General features: G+C 67.9%; 16 protein-coding genes and 1 pseudogene. 7 read left to right on the forward strand and 10 right to left on the reverse strand.

Annotated features, from left to right (window positions below; genetic code table 11):
- Positions 1-33: 33 nt before the first annotated feature.
- Positions 34-630: a TetR/AcrR family transcriptional regulator gene (locus tag GVY39_RS31255; protein WP_223519410.1), complete on the forward strand. Its 597-nt coding sequence runs from the start codon at positions 34-36 to the stop codon at positions 628-630.
- Between the two features lie 3 nt (positions 631-633).
- Here the strand turns inward: GVY39_RS31255 and GVY39_RS31260 are convergent, their stop codons facing one another.
- A complete protein-coding gene (locus GVY39_RS31260; protein WP_159930591.1) occupies positions 634-1,425 on the reverse strand; it encodes an alpha/beta fold hydrolase in 792 nt (263 codons plus the stop codon).
- 120 nt (positions 1,426-1,545) lie between these two features.
- Here GVY39_RS31260 and GVY39_RS31265 point away from each other — a divergent pair, with 120 nt between their 5' ends.
- From GVY39_RS31265 to GVY39_RS31275, 3 genes are all read left to right on the forward strand, one after another.
- A complete protein-coding gene (locus GVY39_RS31265) occupies positions 1,546-1,770 on the forward strand; it encodes a hypothetical protein (RefSeq protein WP_063016531.1) in 225 nt (74 codons plus the stop codon).
- Positions 1,757-2,053 carry a hypothetical protein gene (locus tag GVY39_RS31270; protein WP_159930592.1) on the forward strand — a complete coding sequence of 99 codons (297 nt, stop codon included), beginning with the start codon at positions 1,757-1,759 and terminating at the stop codon, positions 2,051-2,053. The genes GVY39_RS31265 and GVY39_RS31270 overlap by 14 nt, the downstream gene beginning before the upstream one ends.
- Positions 2,054-2,183: 130 nt before the next feature.
- A complete protein-coding gene (locus GVY39_RS31275) occupies positions 2,184-2,525 on the forward strand; it encodes a hypothetical protein (RefSeq protein WP_159930593.1) in 342 nt (113 codons plus the stop codon).
- A gap of 252 nt (positions 2,526-2,777) precedes the next feature.
- Here the strand turns inward: GVY39_RS31275 and GVY39_RS31280 are convergent, their stop codons facing one another.
- The 9 genes from GVY39_RS31280 to dpgA form a co-directional block, all read right to left on the reverse strand.
- Positions 2,778-3,077, reverse strand: coding sequence for a DUF1905 domain-containing protein (locus GVY39_RS31280; RefSeq protein WP_223519405.1), 300 nt, complete (start codon positions 3,075-3,077; stop codon positions 2,778-2,780).
- 387 nt (positions 3,078-3,464) lie between these two features.
- Positions 3,465-4,643: an MFS transporter gene (locus GVY39_RS31285; protein ID WP_159930595.1), complete on the reverse strand. Its 1,179-nt coding sequence runs from the start codon at positions 4,641-4,643 to the stop codon at positions 3,465-3,467.
- Positions 4,644-5,201 (reverse strand): cytochrome b, encoded by a 558-nt coding sequence (locus GVY39_RS31290; protein ID WP_159930596.1) that lies wholly within the window; start codon positions 5,199-5,201, stop codon positions 4,644-4,646.
- A gap of 4 nt (positions 5,202-5,205) precedes the next feature.
- On the reverse strand, positions 5,206-6,282 hold the full coding sequence (locus tag GVY39_RS31295) for a catalase family peroxidase (protein WP_159930597.1): 1,077 nt from the start codon (positions 6,280-6,282) through the stop codon (positions 5,206-5,208).
- A gap of 67 nt (positions 6,283-6,349) precedes the next feature.
- Positions 6,350-8,155, reverse strand: coding sequence for a thiamine pyrophosphate-binding protein (locus GVY39_RS31300; protein ID WP_159930598.1), 1,806 nt, complete (start codon positions 8,153-8,155; stop codon positions 6,350-6,352).
- Between the two features lie 49 nt (positions 8,156-8,204).
- Entirely contained in the window at positions 8,205-9,014 is an 810-nt protein-coding gene (gene dpgD / locus GVY39_RS31305) for an enoyl-CoA-hydratase DpgD (RefSeq protein ID WP_201295417.1), read from the reverse strand.
- Positions 9,011-10,324, reverse strand: coding sequence for a (3,5-dihydroxyphenyl)acetyl-CoA 1,2-dioxygenase DpgC (gene dpgC / locus GVY39_RS31310; protein WP_195069712.1), 1,314 nt, complete (start codon positions 10,322-10,324; stop codon positions 9,011-9,013). Before dpgC ends, dpgD begins: the two co-directional genes overlap by 4 nt.
- Positions 10,321-11,025: an enoyl-CoA-hydratase DpgB gene (gene dpgB, locus GVY39_RS34145; protein WP_195069711.1), complete on the reverse strand. Its 705-nt coding sequence runs from the start codon at positions 11,023-11,025 to the stop codon at positions 10,321-10,323. Before dpgB ends, dpgC begins: the two co-directional genes overlap by 4 nt.
- Before the next feature lie 33 nt (positions 11,026-11,058).
- The gene (gene dpgA / locus GVY39_RS31315; RefSeq protein ID WP_159930599.1) at positions 11,059-12,201 is read right to left on the reverse strand and encodes a 3,5-dihydroxyphenylacetyl-CoA synthase DpgA; all 1,143 of its coding nucleotides are present in this window, start codon (positions 12,199-12,201) and stop codon (positions 11,059-11,061) included.
- Between the two features lie 521 nt (positions 12,202-12,722).
- Between dpgA and GVY39_RS31320 the strand changes: the two genes are divergently transcribed.
- From GVY39_RS31320 to GVY39_RS31330, 3 genes and pseudogenes are all read left to right on the forward strand, one after another.
- Entirely contained in the window at positions 12,723-13,196 is a 474-nt protein-coding gene (locus tag GVY39_RS31320; protein WP_159930600.1) for a MarR family winged helix-turn-helix transcriptional regulator, read from the forward strand.
- A gap of 99 nt (positions 13,197-13,295) precedes the next feature.
- Positions 13,296-14,519: an acyl-CoA dehydrogenase family protein gene (locus GVY39_RS31325; RefSeq protein WP_159930601.1), complete on the forward strand. Its 1,224-nt coding sequence runs from the start codon at positions 13,296-13,298 to the stop codon at positions 14,517-14,519.
- Positions 14,516-15,946: pseudogene (locus tag GVY39_RS31330) on the forward strand (LLM class flavin-dependent oxidoreductase). Before GVY39_RS31325 ends, GVY39_RS31330 begins: the two are co-directional and overlap by 4 nt.
- Positions 15,947-16,442: the final 496 nt, after the last annotated feature.

Consider the following 16,442-nt stretch of genomic DNA (forward strand, 5'->3'; position numbering starts at 1 on the left):
GTCCGGCAGCCGCAGGCGCAGCGCAGGGAGCGTATGCGCACGCGCCTGCTGGACGCGGCGGTGGAAAGTCTCGTCGAGGTCGGTTACGCGGGCACGACAACGCTCGAGGTGCAGAAACGGGCGGGTGTGCCGCGGGGGACGTTGCAGCACTATTTCCCTACCAGGGCCGACCTGCTCGCAGGCGCCGTCGAGCACGTGGCGCAACGCCGATTCGACCAGCTGACCAGCGAATTCGAGGCGATCCCCGACGAGGCGGACCGGTTGGAGACGGCGGTCGAGCTGACCATGCGGATGCTCAGCGGGCCGTCGTTCTGGGCGGCGTTGGAGATGTGGGTCGGCGCGCGGACCGACCCGGAACTGCGCGCGGCGTTCCTCCCGCTGGAGGTGCGCCTGTTCGAACTGATGCACACCAGCATTCGCGACAGCTTCCGGCGCGAATTCCCCGACGATCCGCGGGTTCCGACGATCACCGAGTTCACCATCGAGATCATGACCGGCCTGGCGCTGCGCGTGCTGCTCACCGGTGACGGGTCCAGCAACCGAATTCTCAGGCACCGGTGGGGCAACGCCGTGCGCGTCTTGCTCGGCACGGCGGCCGCGGACACGTTGCTCGATCCGCCCGCCCGCTGACTCCTACCGTGTGCGTGTGACCGTCTCGAGCAGGACCTGTGCGCAGCCGGCCGGATCATCGAAGAACGGTGTGTGCCCGCTGCCGCGCAGGGTGACGTGCTCGGCGTTCGGCAGCACGCTTCGGGCTTTGCGGCTCTGGGTCGCGTAGGTGAGCAGGATGTCGCGGCTGCCCCAGGCGACCGTCACCGGAATCTCGGCGAGCGCGCCGATCTCGGGCAGGCGGACGTCGGTGAACGAGGCGAGAGCTTCGTCGAAGCCGGCCGCCTCCACCGCGCCGATCGCGGTGTCCAGCGCGACCTTCGCATCGAGTGCCCACGGCTTGCCGAAGATCAGGGAGAGGAACACGGTCCGGCCCGCGGCGGTGCCGAGGACGGATGGCAGGGCGGGGCGCAACTTGCGTGCGAGCGCTCGTGACTTGCCCAGCGACTGCTGGCACCAGACGCGACCCGCGGTGTCCCAGAACCCGATCGGCGAGTAGGCGGTGACGGAACGAGCCAGCCCGCGGGCGGCCAGATCGAGAGTGATCAGCCCGCCCATCGAATTGCCCGCCAGATGCGGCCGGTCGATGCCCTGCGCGGCGAGGAATTCGGCGAGCGCCTCGGTGAGGTTGGCGACCGTGGTGTGCGCCAGCGGATGCGTCGAGCCGCCGAAACCGGGCAGGTCCACCGCGATCACTTCGTACGACGCGGACAGTGTGTCGATGATCGGCTCCCACACCTGCCACCGGCTTCCGACCCCGTGGACCAGCACTAGGGGCTCGCCCGCGCCCACGCGGTGATGGTGCAACGTCGTCATGCGGCCAACACTAACAGCAGTCACCAGCCATCAGTTGGGATCGCGCCGTGTGCCGCTCCCTCTCATCCGGCGTCGTGGAGGACTGGCGTCACCACGGCCATGGTCGGTACGATAATTGGTATGGCAACGCGTAAGGTCACCCTTTCGCTGGATGAAGCCGCCTGGTCGTACGCCGAGCAGGCGGCAGCTCGGGCGGGAATGTCGCCGTCGGCTTGGATTTCCAAGGCCGCGCGACGGGAGGCCGTGCGCACCGGGGTCGGTCCGGTGTCGGATGTGACCGCCGAGGCCGCCGCGGACGCGGCCGAGCTGGCGGCCGCCGAGGAGGCGATGCGTGCGTCGGGGTGAACTGTGGATCTACAACCCGCATGGTTCGCCGCGTCGCCGAACGGTCGTGCTCATCAGCAGTGACGGCATCAACGAATCGCCTCGTCCTTGGCTGATCGCGGCCGAGGTCATCGAAGACGATCCGCAGGACATTCTCGCGGTTCCGGTGCAGGATCACGGCTGGGTGCATGCCGGAAACATCGGGCGCATCTTCCGCGGTTGGCTGGCCGAGCGGGTGGACGCGGTGGACACCGAAACCCTGGAACGGCTCGACACCGCGCTGCGGGCGGCAATGGATCTCTGAGGTCTGTCTGTATATAGCTTTCGCGGCAACATCTTTCGTTCCTCTCGCCGGGAACGACTACCGCTGGACGCCACACGGCATTATGGTGGCCACGCCACCGACGGGTGGTCAGTCGAGGAAGAGGAGTCAGGTGCGGATCTGCATGATCGCCGCGGCGCTGATCGCGCTGCCGGTACTCGCGGCATGCGGCAGCGACAAGGACACGGCGGCGCCCACGGTGACGCAGGCCGATCTCGCCAAGTCGTTGCAGGACAAGGGCCTCAAGAACAAGCAACTGGCCGACTGCGCCGCGAAGGTGTTCGTCGACCAGGGAATCTCGCAGGACGGACTGCGAATCATGATCAGCGACGAGTACGACACCAAGACTCCCAACCAGGAGACCCTGGGCATGAGCAAGGAGGACGCGGACAAGGCGCGCGCCGCCAGCGGTCGCATCGCCGGTGAGTGCATGGCGGCGCCCCAGCAGCGCTGAGCCGCCGGCGGTCCACGGGCACGGCCGGGTAGTCGATGATTCGCGTGGCAGGGCCGGGAGGCTGACGCCTACGTCGACGCGGGTGTCGACCAGAAGCCGAGGATCCGACCGTGTCACAGCCGCCTCTCCCGACGTCGCCGAACCCGGTCTGATCGCCGACAGCCCCGACCTGTCACTCCGTCCGGCCGCTGGTTCGCGCCCTCGGTTTCGGTGGCATCGTGCTCGGTGTGCTCATGATCGTGGTGGTGGCGGTCAAGCGACAGTGAGTTCGATTCGCGCCGTCGAACCCGCCTCCAGTCCCTCCGCGACCCGCACGGCCTTCTTCATCGGCAGCACATAGGTCGCCCGCGACTTGTCGGGAAATAGCGATGTAGACCACCGGCTGGCGCCGACGACCACATGCACCCGCACCGAGCCGAACCCACCCGAACGATGCGCGTACCGCTCTTCTATCTCATCGGCCACGTCCTCCGGCAGCGACACGAAATGCCAGGCGGCATCCCCCTGGTGTTCCCACACTTCCGCCGTGAACGAGTACCGCGAACCAGCCACGTCGCGACTGTAGCGGTGCGGACCGACAGTGATCGCGCCTCGGCCTGAGGCGCCGACGACCCGCTTCCGCGGGGACACGAACTCGCCCCCGCGCGAACACCGCCCCGCCATAGCTGAAGAGTCCGATCGGCACGGCAATCAGCGACGACCGCCTGGACTCCTTTCGAGTCCGCGCTGCACCGCGTCGTCGCACGCGCGGGAACTGCCCCGCACGCGACGCAACACCAGGCGAGTGTCCGGGCCCTACCGAACCGCTCGGCGCGAGGTGCGGCCGCCGAGCCGGGCGGCGAGGTAGGCAACGGAGTCTTCGATCAGCCCACCCACATCCGGATAGCCGTCGAGTCCGTGTACCGCGGGACCGTGCGCAGTTCGGTGTCGCCCCCAAGATCATGAGAGGTCCGCCTGGACCGGTTGTCGGGCAGGTCTGACGATCTGGGTGCGTCCGGCCCCGGCCGCCGCGGCAGCCTGGAGGAGGGTCAGCGCGGTGAGCACGCCCAGCGCCGGCGCCCAGCTTTGGGTGTGCGTGTGCAGGATGCCCAGGAGCGTCGGGCCGACGGCGGCCATGGCGAACCCGACCGTCTGAGCCATCGCGGCCAGCGCGGCCGCGTGGAGGGCGTCGCCGGCGCGTTCGCTCTGAAAGGCCATGGCCAGGGCCAGGCAAGCACCGGCGCCTGTGCCGAGCAGCAGGATCGCCAGGGGCGCCAGATCGGGGTCTACGGCGAGGAGCAGGAAGCCCGCGGCATCGAGCATCGAGGCGGCGATGGCGAGGCGGCGTTTCGCCGCCGCGGTGCGGGTGAGCCACGGCATCGTGTTGATGACCACCAAACCCAGGATTTGGAACGCGAACAGCGACCAGCCCGCGGTCTCGGGCGTCACGCCGTTGTCGTGCAGGACGGTGGGCAGCCAGGCGAGCGTCGTGTAGAACCCCAACGCCTGTAAACCCATGAAAGCGCTGACCTGCCAGGCCAAGGGCGAACGCCAGGGCATCGAGACTCCGCGGGCGGGAGAGGACGGCTCCGATACGGTTCTGTCCCCGATCCGCCACACCAGCAACGCGACGACGACCAGCAGCGTGGCCGAGGCGAGCGCCGGGCGCCAGCCGCCGGGCAGCACCTCTGCCAGCGGAACCGCGATCCCGGACGACACGGCCGCCGCCGCGCACATCGCCGCGACCCACGCGCCGGTGACCGCCGTGACACGGGCGGAACCGACGCTGTCTCGCACGATCGCGGGCAGCAGCACGTTCGCGAACCCGATCGCCACCGCGATCACCACCGTCCCGGCGAAGAGCCCCACCTGGCCGGGCGTCGAGCGAACCAGCAGTCCCACCAGCATCGCGACCAGCGCAAGCCGCACGAGCCGGTCGGGTCCATGACGCACGGTTCGCAGCACCGCCACGGGGACGACCGCGAAGATCAGCAAGGGCAGGGCCGTGAGCAGGCCCGCGTGCGTGCTGGACAGCCCGGTGTCGCCGGTGATCACCGGCATCAGCGGGCCGACGCAGGTCAAAGGCGCACGTAAGGTCGCGCCGACGAGCGCGATTCCGGGGACGGCCGGTCTGCTCATCTATCGCTGCGAGGTCGAAAACGTCATGCGGCGCAGCAGCTTGTCGCGCAGGACCAACGCGTGGAAAGTGACCGCGCAGATGTGCGCGATCAACGCGAACAACAGCAGGTAGGCGAGCACGCTGTGCAGCGTCCGCAACGCGGCGTACAGCTGAGGATCGGCCGGTGCGATCGCCGGGACGCCCAGCCCCCCGAGGATTTCGATGGGAATCCCGGATGCCGAGACCAAAGCCCAGCCGACGAGCGGTTGGGCGAGGAACAGTACGTACATCAGGATCTCGGATCCGGTCGCGACGAGCCGCTCGGGTTTGGCCATGGTCTCGATCTGCGGCGGCGGACGGTGGCGGACACGGTAGACGAGACGGACGACCGCCAGCAGCAGGATGGCCAGCCCGATGGTTTTGTGCCAGCTCAGCAATTGGCTGTAGGCGCCGAGGTAGCCGACCATCGCCGCGCCGATGCCGATCATCGCGAGGATCAGAATCGCCATCGTCCAGTGCAGGATGCGCGCGGTGACGCCGAACCGGGTGGTGTCGCCGGTGCGTTCGGAGAGCGCCATCGGATCATGCCTCCTTCACGACGACGGCGCCGGTGGGTTTCGCTTCGCCCGCACGGCGGCGGAAGGACTCGGCGTAGGCCGCCGAGCGAGCTTGCAGGAGCGGGTCGTCGGATGGCGTGATGCCGTCGGGCAGCACGAGCGGATCGAAGTTCACGTTCTGCACGTTGTCCGCGGATTCGGTGTGCACCTGGTCCAGCACGACGGTGCCCACCTGCACTTCACGCCGATCAGCCGGCCAGGCCGCGGTGGCGTCGTCGGTGGGGTCGACGCCGCGTCGGCCGACCGTCACCAGGAACTTCCATCGCAGCGGCGCCGCCTGAATGCCGGCGACCAGACCCTCGAAGAGTGCGTTCTCGCCGGCTGCAAGCGGCGCGAGTCGAGGTGGGTTGTCCGGGACCAGCCGCCACCGCACCGGTACGGTGTCGCCCCTGGTGTTGGAGAACTCGAAGGCGTTCAGCCCGAAGAACGCCGTATCCGCGAAAGTGGCCGGCGGGGCGCCTTGTTCGATCACGCTCAGCGCGGCGGCGGTCTTCGGGTGCGCCGCGACGTATCGGCTCATGGCGGCGGGGTCGGGCTTGCCGGTAGCCGGGTCCGGTGCGAAGGCGAGTGTGCGGTCGTAGAAGTCCTGCGGCGACGCGTCGAGGAACACGGGGATGTTGATCATCGCCATCCGCCACTGCTCCCCACCGGGCAGAAACAGCCGTAACCCCAGTCCACGGGGTGCGGCCGGTACGTCGGGCATGTGCGGGTTGCCGCCTGCGAGAGAGAACCGGCCGTCGAGCCGGTAGCGGCCCGGCCGGAACACCGATGCCTTCGACAGCTCGACGCCGTTGCCGTTGCTTTCGAAATATCCGGCGACGGCGAGCCCTTTGGCGTGATTACGCCGGCAACCGGGGAAGGAGCCGCCCGCGGTGTCCTGCAGGCGATCCACCAGTCTGCGAGCGGTCAGTCGCCACGGCCCGATCACGTTCTCGGTGAGCAAGAACCCTCCGATTCCGGCGGCGCCGAGCGCGGCGACAGCGGCGCTGCCGAGCAGCGTGCGGCGATTCAGTCGCAAGGAGTGCCGGCTTGCCTCGGTCATGATTCCCTTTCTCCGTGTGCGGTGCTCCCGCGCATGGCGCGGGAGCACGACGTGGCGGTCTCGCGGATCACGGCGGACCCATGGACTGGAGCCGTTCGACCAGAACCGGGTCGACGTCGGGGTTGTCGGCCAGCAGCATGTCGATCGGCGGCGCGGACGCCGAGGCGATACGGATGTCGATCACGTAGGGTTCGCCCTTGTCGAGGACCTTGAACCCGCGCTCGAGCGCATCGGTGAGCTTCGCGGTCTTGGTCACCACCTCGCCCTCGATGTCGAATGTCTCGGCGATCTCGGCGAAATCTTGGGTAGGCCGGCCCAATCGCAGGTACCACGCGTCGCTGGTCGGCTCCCAGCCGTAGATCTGTCCGAGGGCGGAAAGACCGGTCATGAGGGTCTTGTATTCGTGGTTGTTCATCACCAGATACAGCACCGGCAGCGCGTATTTGCTCGTCGTCCACCACGAGTTGGTGTGGAACAGGGCCGAACCATCGCCGACTATGGTCACGACGTAGCGGCGCTTACCCACGGCGAGGGCGATACCTATCGACGCGGGCAGGGAGAATCCGAGCGACCCGCCGGAGGTACAGAAATAGGAATCGGGTGCGTCGTAGGCGATCGCCTTCTGAATCGCCGCCGAGATCGCGAAGTCCTCGTTGATGACGGTCAGCGGTTTTTGGAGTGTCTTCTGCACCTCGGCCAGCTTCATCGGCACGATGTAGTCCGGAATCGTCGGTTCGTGCCCGGGGGCCGTGGCCCCGGCCGCGGTGAACGCCTTGTCGCGACGGGCGTCGAGCTCGAGAATCCGCCTATTGCGCTGTGCCGCCGCGGATTCGTCGTAGGCGGGGTGGCCGACGACGGCGTCGATGATCAGCGGCAGACTGCGTTTGATGTCGCCGAGCACACCGACGCTCGCGTAAGAATTCTTACCGATCTCCCACGGGTCGTTGTGCAGCGTCACCTGCGTGAGCGCGGGCGGGATGATCGGGCCCTTCTCCCAGCGGAACACCAGGATCTGGGCCTGGGAGTTCACGCCGACCTGGAAGATGGTGTCGAAATCGGCCAGCTGCATGTGTACCCCGTCCTGGGTGGGCACGAGCTCGCCCTGCCAGTGCGGCAGATCGTTCGGATAGTTCATGCGGCTGGCCTGGTTCTCCGAGTACACCGCCGCGCCCAGCACATGGGACAGGCGCTCGATCTCCGGCCATGCGTTCGCCTCGCCGACCCCGTCCCCGACGAGCACCACGGGATTCTTCGCCTGCGCGAGCTGTCGGGCGGCGTCCGCGACACCGGCCGGGTCGGCCGCTACCGCGTGCGCGATGCGTGTCACCCGCCCAGGCTCCTGCATGGTGGGCGCTTCGAGCAGGAAATTCCACGGCAGCGAGACGAATACCGGCCGGAACGGCGGAACCAGGAGTTCCTTGAACGCGCGCTGTAGCACCAGCGGCATTTCGTCGACACTGCGGATCTCGTGGGCCCACTTCGTGTATTGCTCGGCGGTGTGGACCAGATCGGAAGCCAGGATCGGTTCCTGGATCAGCAGCTCACTGTGCTGCTGTCCGCAGAGCACGATGAGCGGGATGTTGGATCGGTAGGCGTTGAACAGATTGCCGATGATGTTGGCCGTGCCGGGGGTGATGTGGACGATCGCCGCGCCGGGACGTCCCGACATCCGGGCGTAGCCCATGGCCGCGCCGAGCGCGATGTTCTCGTGCAGGCACGGCACGTACTCCACACCGTTCTCCGGAATGGTCGTCCCGTCGAGCAATGGAATCTCGTGCGTGCCGGGAACACCGAAGGCATATTCGGTGCCCACCTCACGCAGATAGTCGAAGATGATGTCGCGGCCCAGCCTGCGGGGCGGTGTAGAGGTCATATCCCTTTCGTTCCTGATAGGTCTGTCTGCACCCGGGTAGTGACGCGGCTCAGCGGCCGGTCCAGCTCGGTGGTCTTTTCTCGGTGAACGCGCGCGGCCCTTCTCTGGCGTCGGCAGAGCCTGCGCGCAAGGTCTCCCAGTGGTATCGGGCGGTGAACGCCTCGGGCAGTGGCATGGTGGAAGCCGCGGCCGCGGCCTCTTTGATGGCCCGCACCGACAGCGGGGCGCAGGCGAGGATGTCGGCGACCCAGGCATCTGTGCACGCGTCGAGGTCGGTGACGGCGACAACTTCGTTGACGAGGCCGAGTTCGGCGGCGCGGGCCGCGGTCATCCGGCGGCCGGTGAGCAGATGCCCCATCGCGATCCGATAGGGCGCCTGCCGGGGTAACCGGAACACTCCGCCCGCGCCGGGGATCAGGCCGAGTTTGGCTTCGGTGAGCCCGAACTCGGCGTTGTCGGCGGCGACGACGATGTCGCAGGCGAGCGCGAGTTCGAAACCGCCGCCGAGTGCGTAGCCGGCGACCTTGGCTATCAGCGGCTTCGCGAAGCCGAACCGATCGGTGATCCGGGGATGGCCGGGTCTGCCCGCGCTGCCGAACGTCGAGTATCCCTCGCCGTGGGCGATGCGCTGGGACAGCTCCTTCAGGTCCTGCCCGACCGAGAACGCGTGCCCGCCGCGACCGCTGAGCACGGCCACCCAGATCTCATCGTCGCGTTCGATGTCGTCCCACACCTGGGCCAGCTCGGTGTGCATCCGCGAGTTCATCGCATTGAGCACGTCGGGGCGATCCAGCTCGACGGTGGCGACCCGGCCCTGCTTGCGGTAGACCACGGTGGTCAGGTCCGGCAGCGGTGTCACTGCCGCGCTCCCGCGCTGAACCGGCCCACTTTCGCCAGCACGTCCACGCCGTAGAGCCGCAGCGCCTGATGCAGGGCGAACTCGGCCATGTAGGAGCGGAACGTGTCTTGCGGTTCCTCGGCGGTCACGATCATGTGTTTGTTCGCGACCACCGCGTCGGCTGCCAGTTGCTCGGCGGCGCGGGAGATCTCGGTGTCCATCGCGTCGGGTTCGACGACGCTGTCGAAGACGTATCGCGCGGCGGGTTCGGTGGCGTGGATCCGCTTGCCCCAAAGGATCACCTCGCGCGAAAGCCGCGAGGTCGAGCCGCGCCCCAGCCGGAGATTGCCCGCGCCCGGCACGATGCCTTCCTGTGCCGCCGGGAGGCTGAAGTAGCTGTCGGCGGCGGCGATCACGCGGTCGAAGACGAGCAGCAGTTGCGCGCCGCCGCCGATGGCGAAGGTGTCCACGGCGGCGATCCACGGTTTCGTGTGCAACCGCGGGGGCCATTCGGCGGAATCGCCGAGGGTGGACAGGCCGCGCAGGATTTTGGCGATGTACCCGGTCTCACGGCCGAGCAGGAATTCGACGTAGGAGATCTTGCCCTGGTGCAACCGGGTGAGATTGATGCCCGCACTGAACACCCGTTTGCCGCGGTAGCGCGGGTGGTTCATCTCGCCGCCTCGCACCACCCCGACCTTGGACCGGTCGTCGAGTAGCACCAGGTCGACCGCGGTTTCCATGTCGGCGACGTGCTGGTTGTCCTCGGCGTTGAGGCAGTGGGTATTGGTGATCGTGATGGTCGCGGTGTGGCCGGACCGGGTCAGCGTCGCCGCGGGCATGGTGATCCGGCCGGTGCTCTCGAAATCCGGCAGCAGCGCCTGTGCGCGGCGGGTCGGCCTGCGCATCGCGTCGAGCAGGTGGTTCCCGGCGATCGGGTCGGCGAACACCGCGTGGAAGAAGATCCCTTGGTCGACCTCCCAGCCTTCCTTGTGCGCCTGCACCGCCGCGGCGTCCGCGGCGAGCTGACCAGGGTCGGGGAGCAGACCGGGGAACAAGGTGGTGACGGCGGCGGCGAGCTCGGTCAACCGCGGCGATTCACGCAGATTGTCGGTGGCGGCGAGATACACCTCGTGCAGATGCGCGCGTAAGAATGCCCGGCGTTGGGCTCGCAAAGCATCGAGGGCTTGCGCGGCTCGTGCGGCCTGGGCATCGTCGCGGCCTGCGACGGGCCCGAGTTCGGCTAGGACGCGGCCGCATTCGGCGGCCGCGTCCTGCAATGCGGCCTTGTCGTATCCGAGATCGCCGATGAACTGCGGCAGTGTGGTCACAAGGTGCTCCCGAGCCGACGCAGGGCGCGGTCGGATGCCGCCAGATGCGCCCCGAGCGCGTCTTCGAATCGGGTGGCCGCGGCATCCAGGACCAGGCGCCTGCGGATGGCGATCTCCGACCCCGCGGTCGCCTCGAACAGCGCCAGACCTGCCTGGATCGCTTGGGTTTCGGCTTCGGCGCTGTCATCGATCGCCGCGTCCACCAAGCCGTGCTCGAGCGCTTGGGATGCCGAGAGGCTGCGGCCCTGTATCGCGAGCGTTCTGGCGAGCCCCGCGCCGTGCTGGGCGACCAGCCGATGCAGCGCCATGGCCGGCCAGCTACCTCCGTCGGAAGCAGCGAATCCGAGAACCGACCCCGATCGCAGGATGCGGTAGTCGGCGACGAGCAGCAGCTCGGCCGCGGGACCGTAGGCATCGCCGTCGACGGCGGCGACGATCGGCGCGGGCGCCTGTTCCAACCGTCGCAAGGCGCCTTCCCACTTGCCGACGGTGCCGATGTCCACCGCACCGGGCCAGGAGAAATCGTGGCCCGCCTCCGGCCCCCTGATGTACAGGACGACACCGTGCGGCCGGTCTCGCGGGGCGTCTTCGGCGCGCAGTGCGATCGTGGTGACCGCGTCGATCAGCTCGGCCGACAGCGGTTGATCGGCCGGTATCACCGCGGCTAGGACGTTGGTGCCGGACCCGTTGGATGTACTCATCGTTCCCCCTGTGTGTAGTGCGATCGCCGTGGATCAGAAGCGGAGCAGAGCGGTCTCGATCTGCGAACCCGGGCCCATCGTCATGAGGACGCCGTAGTCGCCGGGGCGGACCCGGCCTTCGGTGAGCAGCCGCTGATAGGAGAACAGGAACGAGCCGCTGGAAAGGTTGCCGAAATCGCGCATCACCCCGGTGGTGTGGCGAAGATCGTGGGCGGTGAGACCCAGGTTGATCTTGACTGCGTCGATGACCTTCTTGCCGCCGGAGTGCACGATCCAGTGCGCGATGTCCTTGCGACGTAATCCGGTGCCGTGCAACAGCTTGTCGATCACGATCTCGGCGTGCGCGCCGACCTCGTAGGGCACTTCCTTGTCGAGGTAGAAACTGAACTTCCCGGCGTCCTCGTCCCAGTCGTAGCGCATCGCGCCGACCGCGTGCCGGATCATGTAGCTGCTGGTGGTCAGCAGCGAAGGCGTCGGGCTCGAACCCGCCCGCGCCGCCGCGCCGCTGCCCGCGCCGGCCTGCACTGCCAACGCGGCCGCACCGTCGCCGAAGAGGCTGTTCACCACCGCGGTGCGCATCGTCCCGTCGAAAACGTAGGCCGCCGAGCATGCCTCGGAGCAGACGAGCAGAGCGAGCTCGCCCGGATGCGCGGACGCCCAGTTGGCCACGGCGCCGAGTCCGTTGAGCCCGGCGTTGCAGCCCATGCCGACCACATCCAGCCGGGCCGTGTCCGGATCCAGGCCCAACTCGTTGATCAGGAGCGCACTGAAGCCGGGCGTGAGGAATCCGGTGGTGGTGACGGCCGCCAGATAGCGCACTTCGTGCAGTTCACGACCGATTTCGCGCAGGCATCGGCGCAGTGCGTCGGCGCCGGTGCGCACACCCTGACGGCGATGTTTCTCCAGCAGCTCGCCCTGGGTTTCGACTCGGAACTCGCCGTCGTCGCCCCGTGGGGGCAGGGTCAGATGTCGTTGCTCGATGCCGCCGTTGAGGAAGACGCCCCGGATCTTCGGGTCGGTGATCTTCAGCAGATCGATGAGTTCACGTTGGTTGTAGCGATCCGGCGGGTTGGCTGTGGCAACTCCGAGCAACTTCGGTGGAGTGGCCACCCGCTGGGTGTGGCTGCGTAGGTTCTGCTCGAGTGCTTCGACCCGGGCGGTGCTCATGGTCGTCATGCTCAGTTCCTGTGCTGATAAGTGGAGGCGCGCAATCGTGCGGGCGCGAGAGACCGATAAATGCGATGCGTTTACGGCCGGCGCTACATGGCAGCCGGCAGACGACAGTAAGTCGGACTGTTATCGCCCGTGAATGCGTGCTACGCATTCATCGAGCAGGGCACATCGAATAAATTGGTATGCCACCCCCATTCCCCCCGAGCAGTTGATCAATTCGGCACAGCCGCATGGCGGCTATGTGGTGGTTCGGCTTCTGGTCAGGCCCGGAAGCGAAACCTCGATCGGTTCCGAACAGTACCCCTGCTCGATCAGGGGTGGCAACCCCTAAACGTTAGGGGTGTACCCCGATCGTCGGTGGAGAGATGTCGAAACATGTTGTGCAAGAGCATATTTCGTGCCCGACTGCCGCACAGAAGATCGTCCGTAAACGTACTATCGACCATCTTTCAGTGGCCGTAGGTTCGCCTGGACAAGTGACCGACCAACGCCGGTGATCGGTGTGACCGTGGTCTAATCAGCGAATGGAGTCACTCACCTCGGCGCTGGTGCCGCACGTCTTCGCGGAGACGCCGGGACACTTGATCAGGCTGCTCTACCAGCGGCACAATTCCATCTGGCACGCCACGGTGGGTGACTCGATCACGCCGACGCAGTTCGCCATTCTCAACGTCGTCTACAGCGACGGGCCCTCGACCCAGCACGAGATTTCCGTCCGAGTCCGGACCGACACCTCGACAATGGCGCAAGCCGCCGCCTCACTGGAGCGCAAGAATCTGATCAAACGATCGGTGAACCCCGCCGACAAGCGGGAACGGCGGATCGCCCTCACCCGCACCGGACGCCGGGAATACGCGCAGCTGCTGTCGAAAGCCGATGAAGTTCAGCGCATCCTGTTCGAGGTACTCGAACCGGACGACCATCCCCGTGCCCTCGCCTTGCTGCAAAGCCTCGCGGGGATCCCACCGGCCACGCCGGCCCGCACCGATCAGCGGTGAGCGACCGGCGCCGGAGTTGGGCAGGAGGTGCAGGCCCCCATTTCGATCGCGCTGCGCGCAACTCGTGAGCACCCGGCCGGGGTGCGCGATGGTGGGCTGATGACGACCACCGAGGCCCAATCCACCACCGACGCCGAACTGGATGCGATCTTCGGACCGATATTCGACCGCATCGCCCAGGGCGCCGTGGCGCGCGAGATCGATCGAACCCTGCCCTATGACGAGGTGGGCCTGCTGCGCGCGGCGAAGTTCGGCGCGCTGCGCGTTCCGGTCGAGTTCGGCGGGTACGGCGTCACCGTCCGGCAGCTGTTCCGGTTGCTCGTAGAACTCGCCGCCGCCGAATCGAACCTGCCGCAGGCGCTGCGGGTCCACTTCTCGTTCGTCGAGGACCAGTTGCTGTCGGGCCAGGGGGCCGAGCGGGAGCGCTGGTTGCGCGCGGTGTCCGACGGCACGCTGGTGGGCAACGCGATCACCGAAGCGGGCGTCGGCGCGGTGGACCGCTACCGCACCACACTGACCCAGGACGGGGAACGGTGGCTGCTCAACGGTGTGAAGTACTACAGCACGGGATCGCTGTACGCGGACTACATCTTGGCGGCCGCCGACCGTGACGGTGAGCGCGTCGGGGTGCTGGTGGACGCGCACGCCGAAGGTGTACGCCGGCACGACGATTGGGACGGCTTCGGGCAGCGGCTGACGGCCAGCGGCACCACGGAATTCACCGACGTGGTGGTCACCGAGGACCGCATCCTGGGTCCGGGCTACGGCGCGCCCGGCCCGACCTACGCCACCTCCTACCTGCAACTGGTGCAACTCGCGGTGCTCGCAGGCATCGCCAAGCGCGCCGAGCGCGACGTCCGGGAATGGGTCGCGGCGCGCACTCGCGGCTACACGCACTCCGCGGCCGATCTGCCCCGGCACGATCCGCTGGTGCAGCAGGTGATCGGGCGGCTGTCGGCGGCCGCGTTCGCCGCCGAAGCCAGTGTGCTGGCCGTCGCCGATGTGCTCGACGAGGTGCTGGCCGGCGGCGCGGACGACGACGGTGCCGTGGTGGCGGCCGAACTCGCCGCGGCGCAAGCCCAGCTCGCGGTCATCGACCTGGTGCTGCCCGCCACCTCGCTGCTGTTCGAAGTGGGTGGCGCTTCGGTGGTCTCCGAACGGCTGCGGTTGGATCGGCACTGGCGCAACGCTCGCACCATCTCGGTGCACAATCCGGCGATCCAGAAGGCGCGGGCGGTCGGCGATCACCTGCTCAACGGCGTCGATCTGCCGTTCGCCTGGAGCGCGGGCGAGCGCACGCCCGCCAGGGGAGCCGCGCAGTGACCCGCCGGATCCGCTTCAACGCCTTCGACATGAATTGTGTCGCCCATCAGTCACCCGGGCTGTGGCGGCACCCGGATGACCAGTCGCACCGCTACAAGGAGCTGGGCTACTGGACCGAGCTGGCGCGGCTGCTGGAACGGGGGCGCTTCGACGGCATCTTCATCGCCGACGTCCTCGGCACCTACGACGTCTACGGCGGCGACGACGCCGCCGCGCTGCGCCAGGGGGCGCAGATTCCGGTGGCCGACCCGTTGCTGCTGGTCTCGGCCATGGCCGCGGTGACCGAGCATATCGGGTTCGGCATCACCACCGGCACCGGATTCGAGCACCCGTACCCGTTCGCGCGGCGGCTTTCCACCCTGGACCATCTCACCGACGGCAGGCTCGGCTGAAATGTGGTGACCGGTTACCTGCCCTCGGCGGCGCGTAATTTCGGCGCCGCCGACCAGCTCGACCACGACGAGCGCTACGACCAGGCCGACGAGTACCTCGAGGTGCTGTACAAGTTGTGGGAAGGCTCGTGGGAGGACGACGCGGTGGTCCGCGACGGGGCGGCGGGCATCTACGTGGATCCGGCCAAGGTGCACCACATCGGCCATCGCGGCACGCACTTCACCGTGCCCGGCATCCACCTCTCGGAACCGTCGCCGCAACGCACGCCGGTGATCTATCAAGCGGGAGCGTCGCCGCGCGGGGTACGGTTCGCGGCAGAGAACGCCGAGGCCATCTTCATCGCCGGCCCGTCGAAACGCGTGCTCGCGCAGACGGTGTCCCGGATCAGGAACGCGCTGGAAGCGGCGGGCCGCGCGCGTGACTCGGCGCGTGTCTACGCGCTCGCGACGATCATCACCGACGCGACCGACGAGGCGGCGCGGCGCAAGCACGAGGAGTACCTGTCCTACGCCAGCGTCGAGGGCGGTCTGGTGTTCATGTCCGGATGGATGGGCATCGATCTTTCCCGCTACGACCTCGACGACCCGATCGGCGAGGTGCAGAGCAACGCGATCCAGTCGGCGGTCGCGGCGTTCCAGGAATTCGACGACGACGGGCGGGAGTGGACGGTCCGCGATATCGGCAAGTGGGCAGGCATCGGCGGTATGGGTCCGGTGTTCGTCGGTTCCGGGGAGACGGTCGCCGACCTGCTCCAGGAATGGGCGGCCGAGACCGATCTGGACGGATTCAACCTCGCCTACGCGATCACGCCGGGATCCTTCGAAGACATCGTCCGGCACGTGGTTCCGGTGTTGACCGCCCGTGGCGCGTACGCGGAGGAGTACGTGCCCGGCACGCTGCGCAACGCCCTGTTCGGCGCGGGCGACCGGTTACCCACGGACCATCGTGGCGCGAGTTACCGGTTGGGAGGTTCCGGATCGACCGCCTTGCCGGACGCGGTGTCGCGGCCGGGAGCAGCGCGTCGGCGTCGGTGACACCGGGGGCGAGTCGTGGCGCGGCTGCGGTGATTCCGGCGCGGCGGTCGGCGCCGAGGCGGGTTTCGGCGATGTGGCTCAGCGCGTGCACGTAAGAGCCCCTGTACCGGACCGGTCACCGGAGCGACAGGCCGAGCGGGTCTTCGGCCCGGCACCGACAGCCGCCGAGATCTATGAAGGTCGGCTTCCAGAACTGGCGACCTCTCTCGGCCAGCTGGCCGCGGTCAACGACTTCGTCGAAGCCCACGGGCTGCGCTGGGCTCGCGCACCTGAGCCGTCGCAGCGGTACCCGGACGGTTACGGCTACCAACACGGCGACGAAAGTTGGGAGGCATGGTGCAAAGGGTGTGCCAACGTATACCCCCTAGGTGTTGCGGGTCGTGACGTTGGTGACGCGGTGCAGGGGTGGTGTGCTGAGGGGCGGTTCTTTCGGCGGCAGGATGTGAAGCGCCAACTCCCACGTCCGCCGTAAGCCGAAAGAACCGCCGTGAATCTC

Source organism: Nocardia sp. CY15 (genome assembly GCF_009829295.1).
Classification (GTDB): Bacteria; Actinomycetota; Actinomycetes; order Mycobacteriales; family Mycobacteriaceae; genus Nocardia; species Nocardia sputi.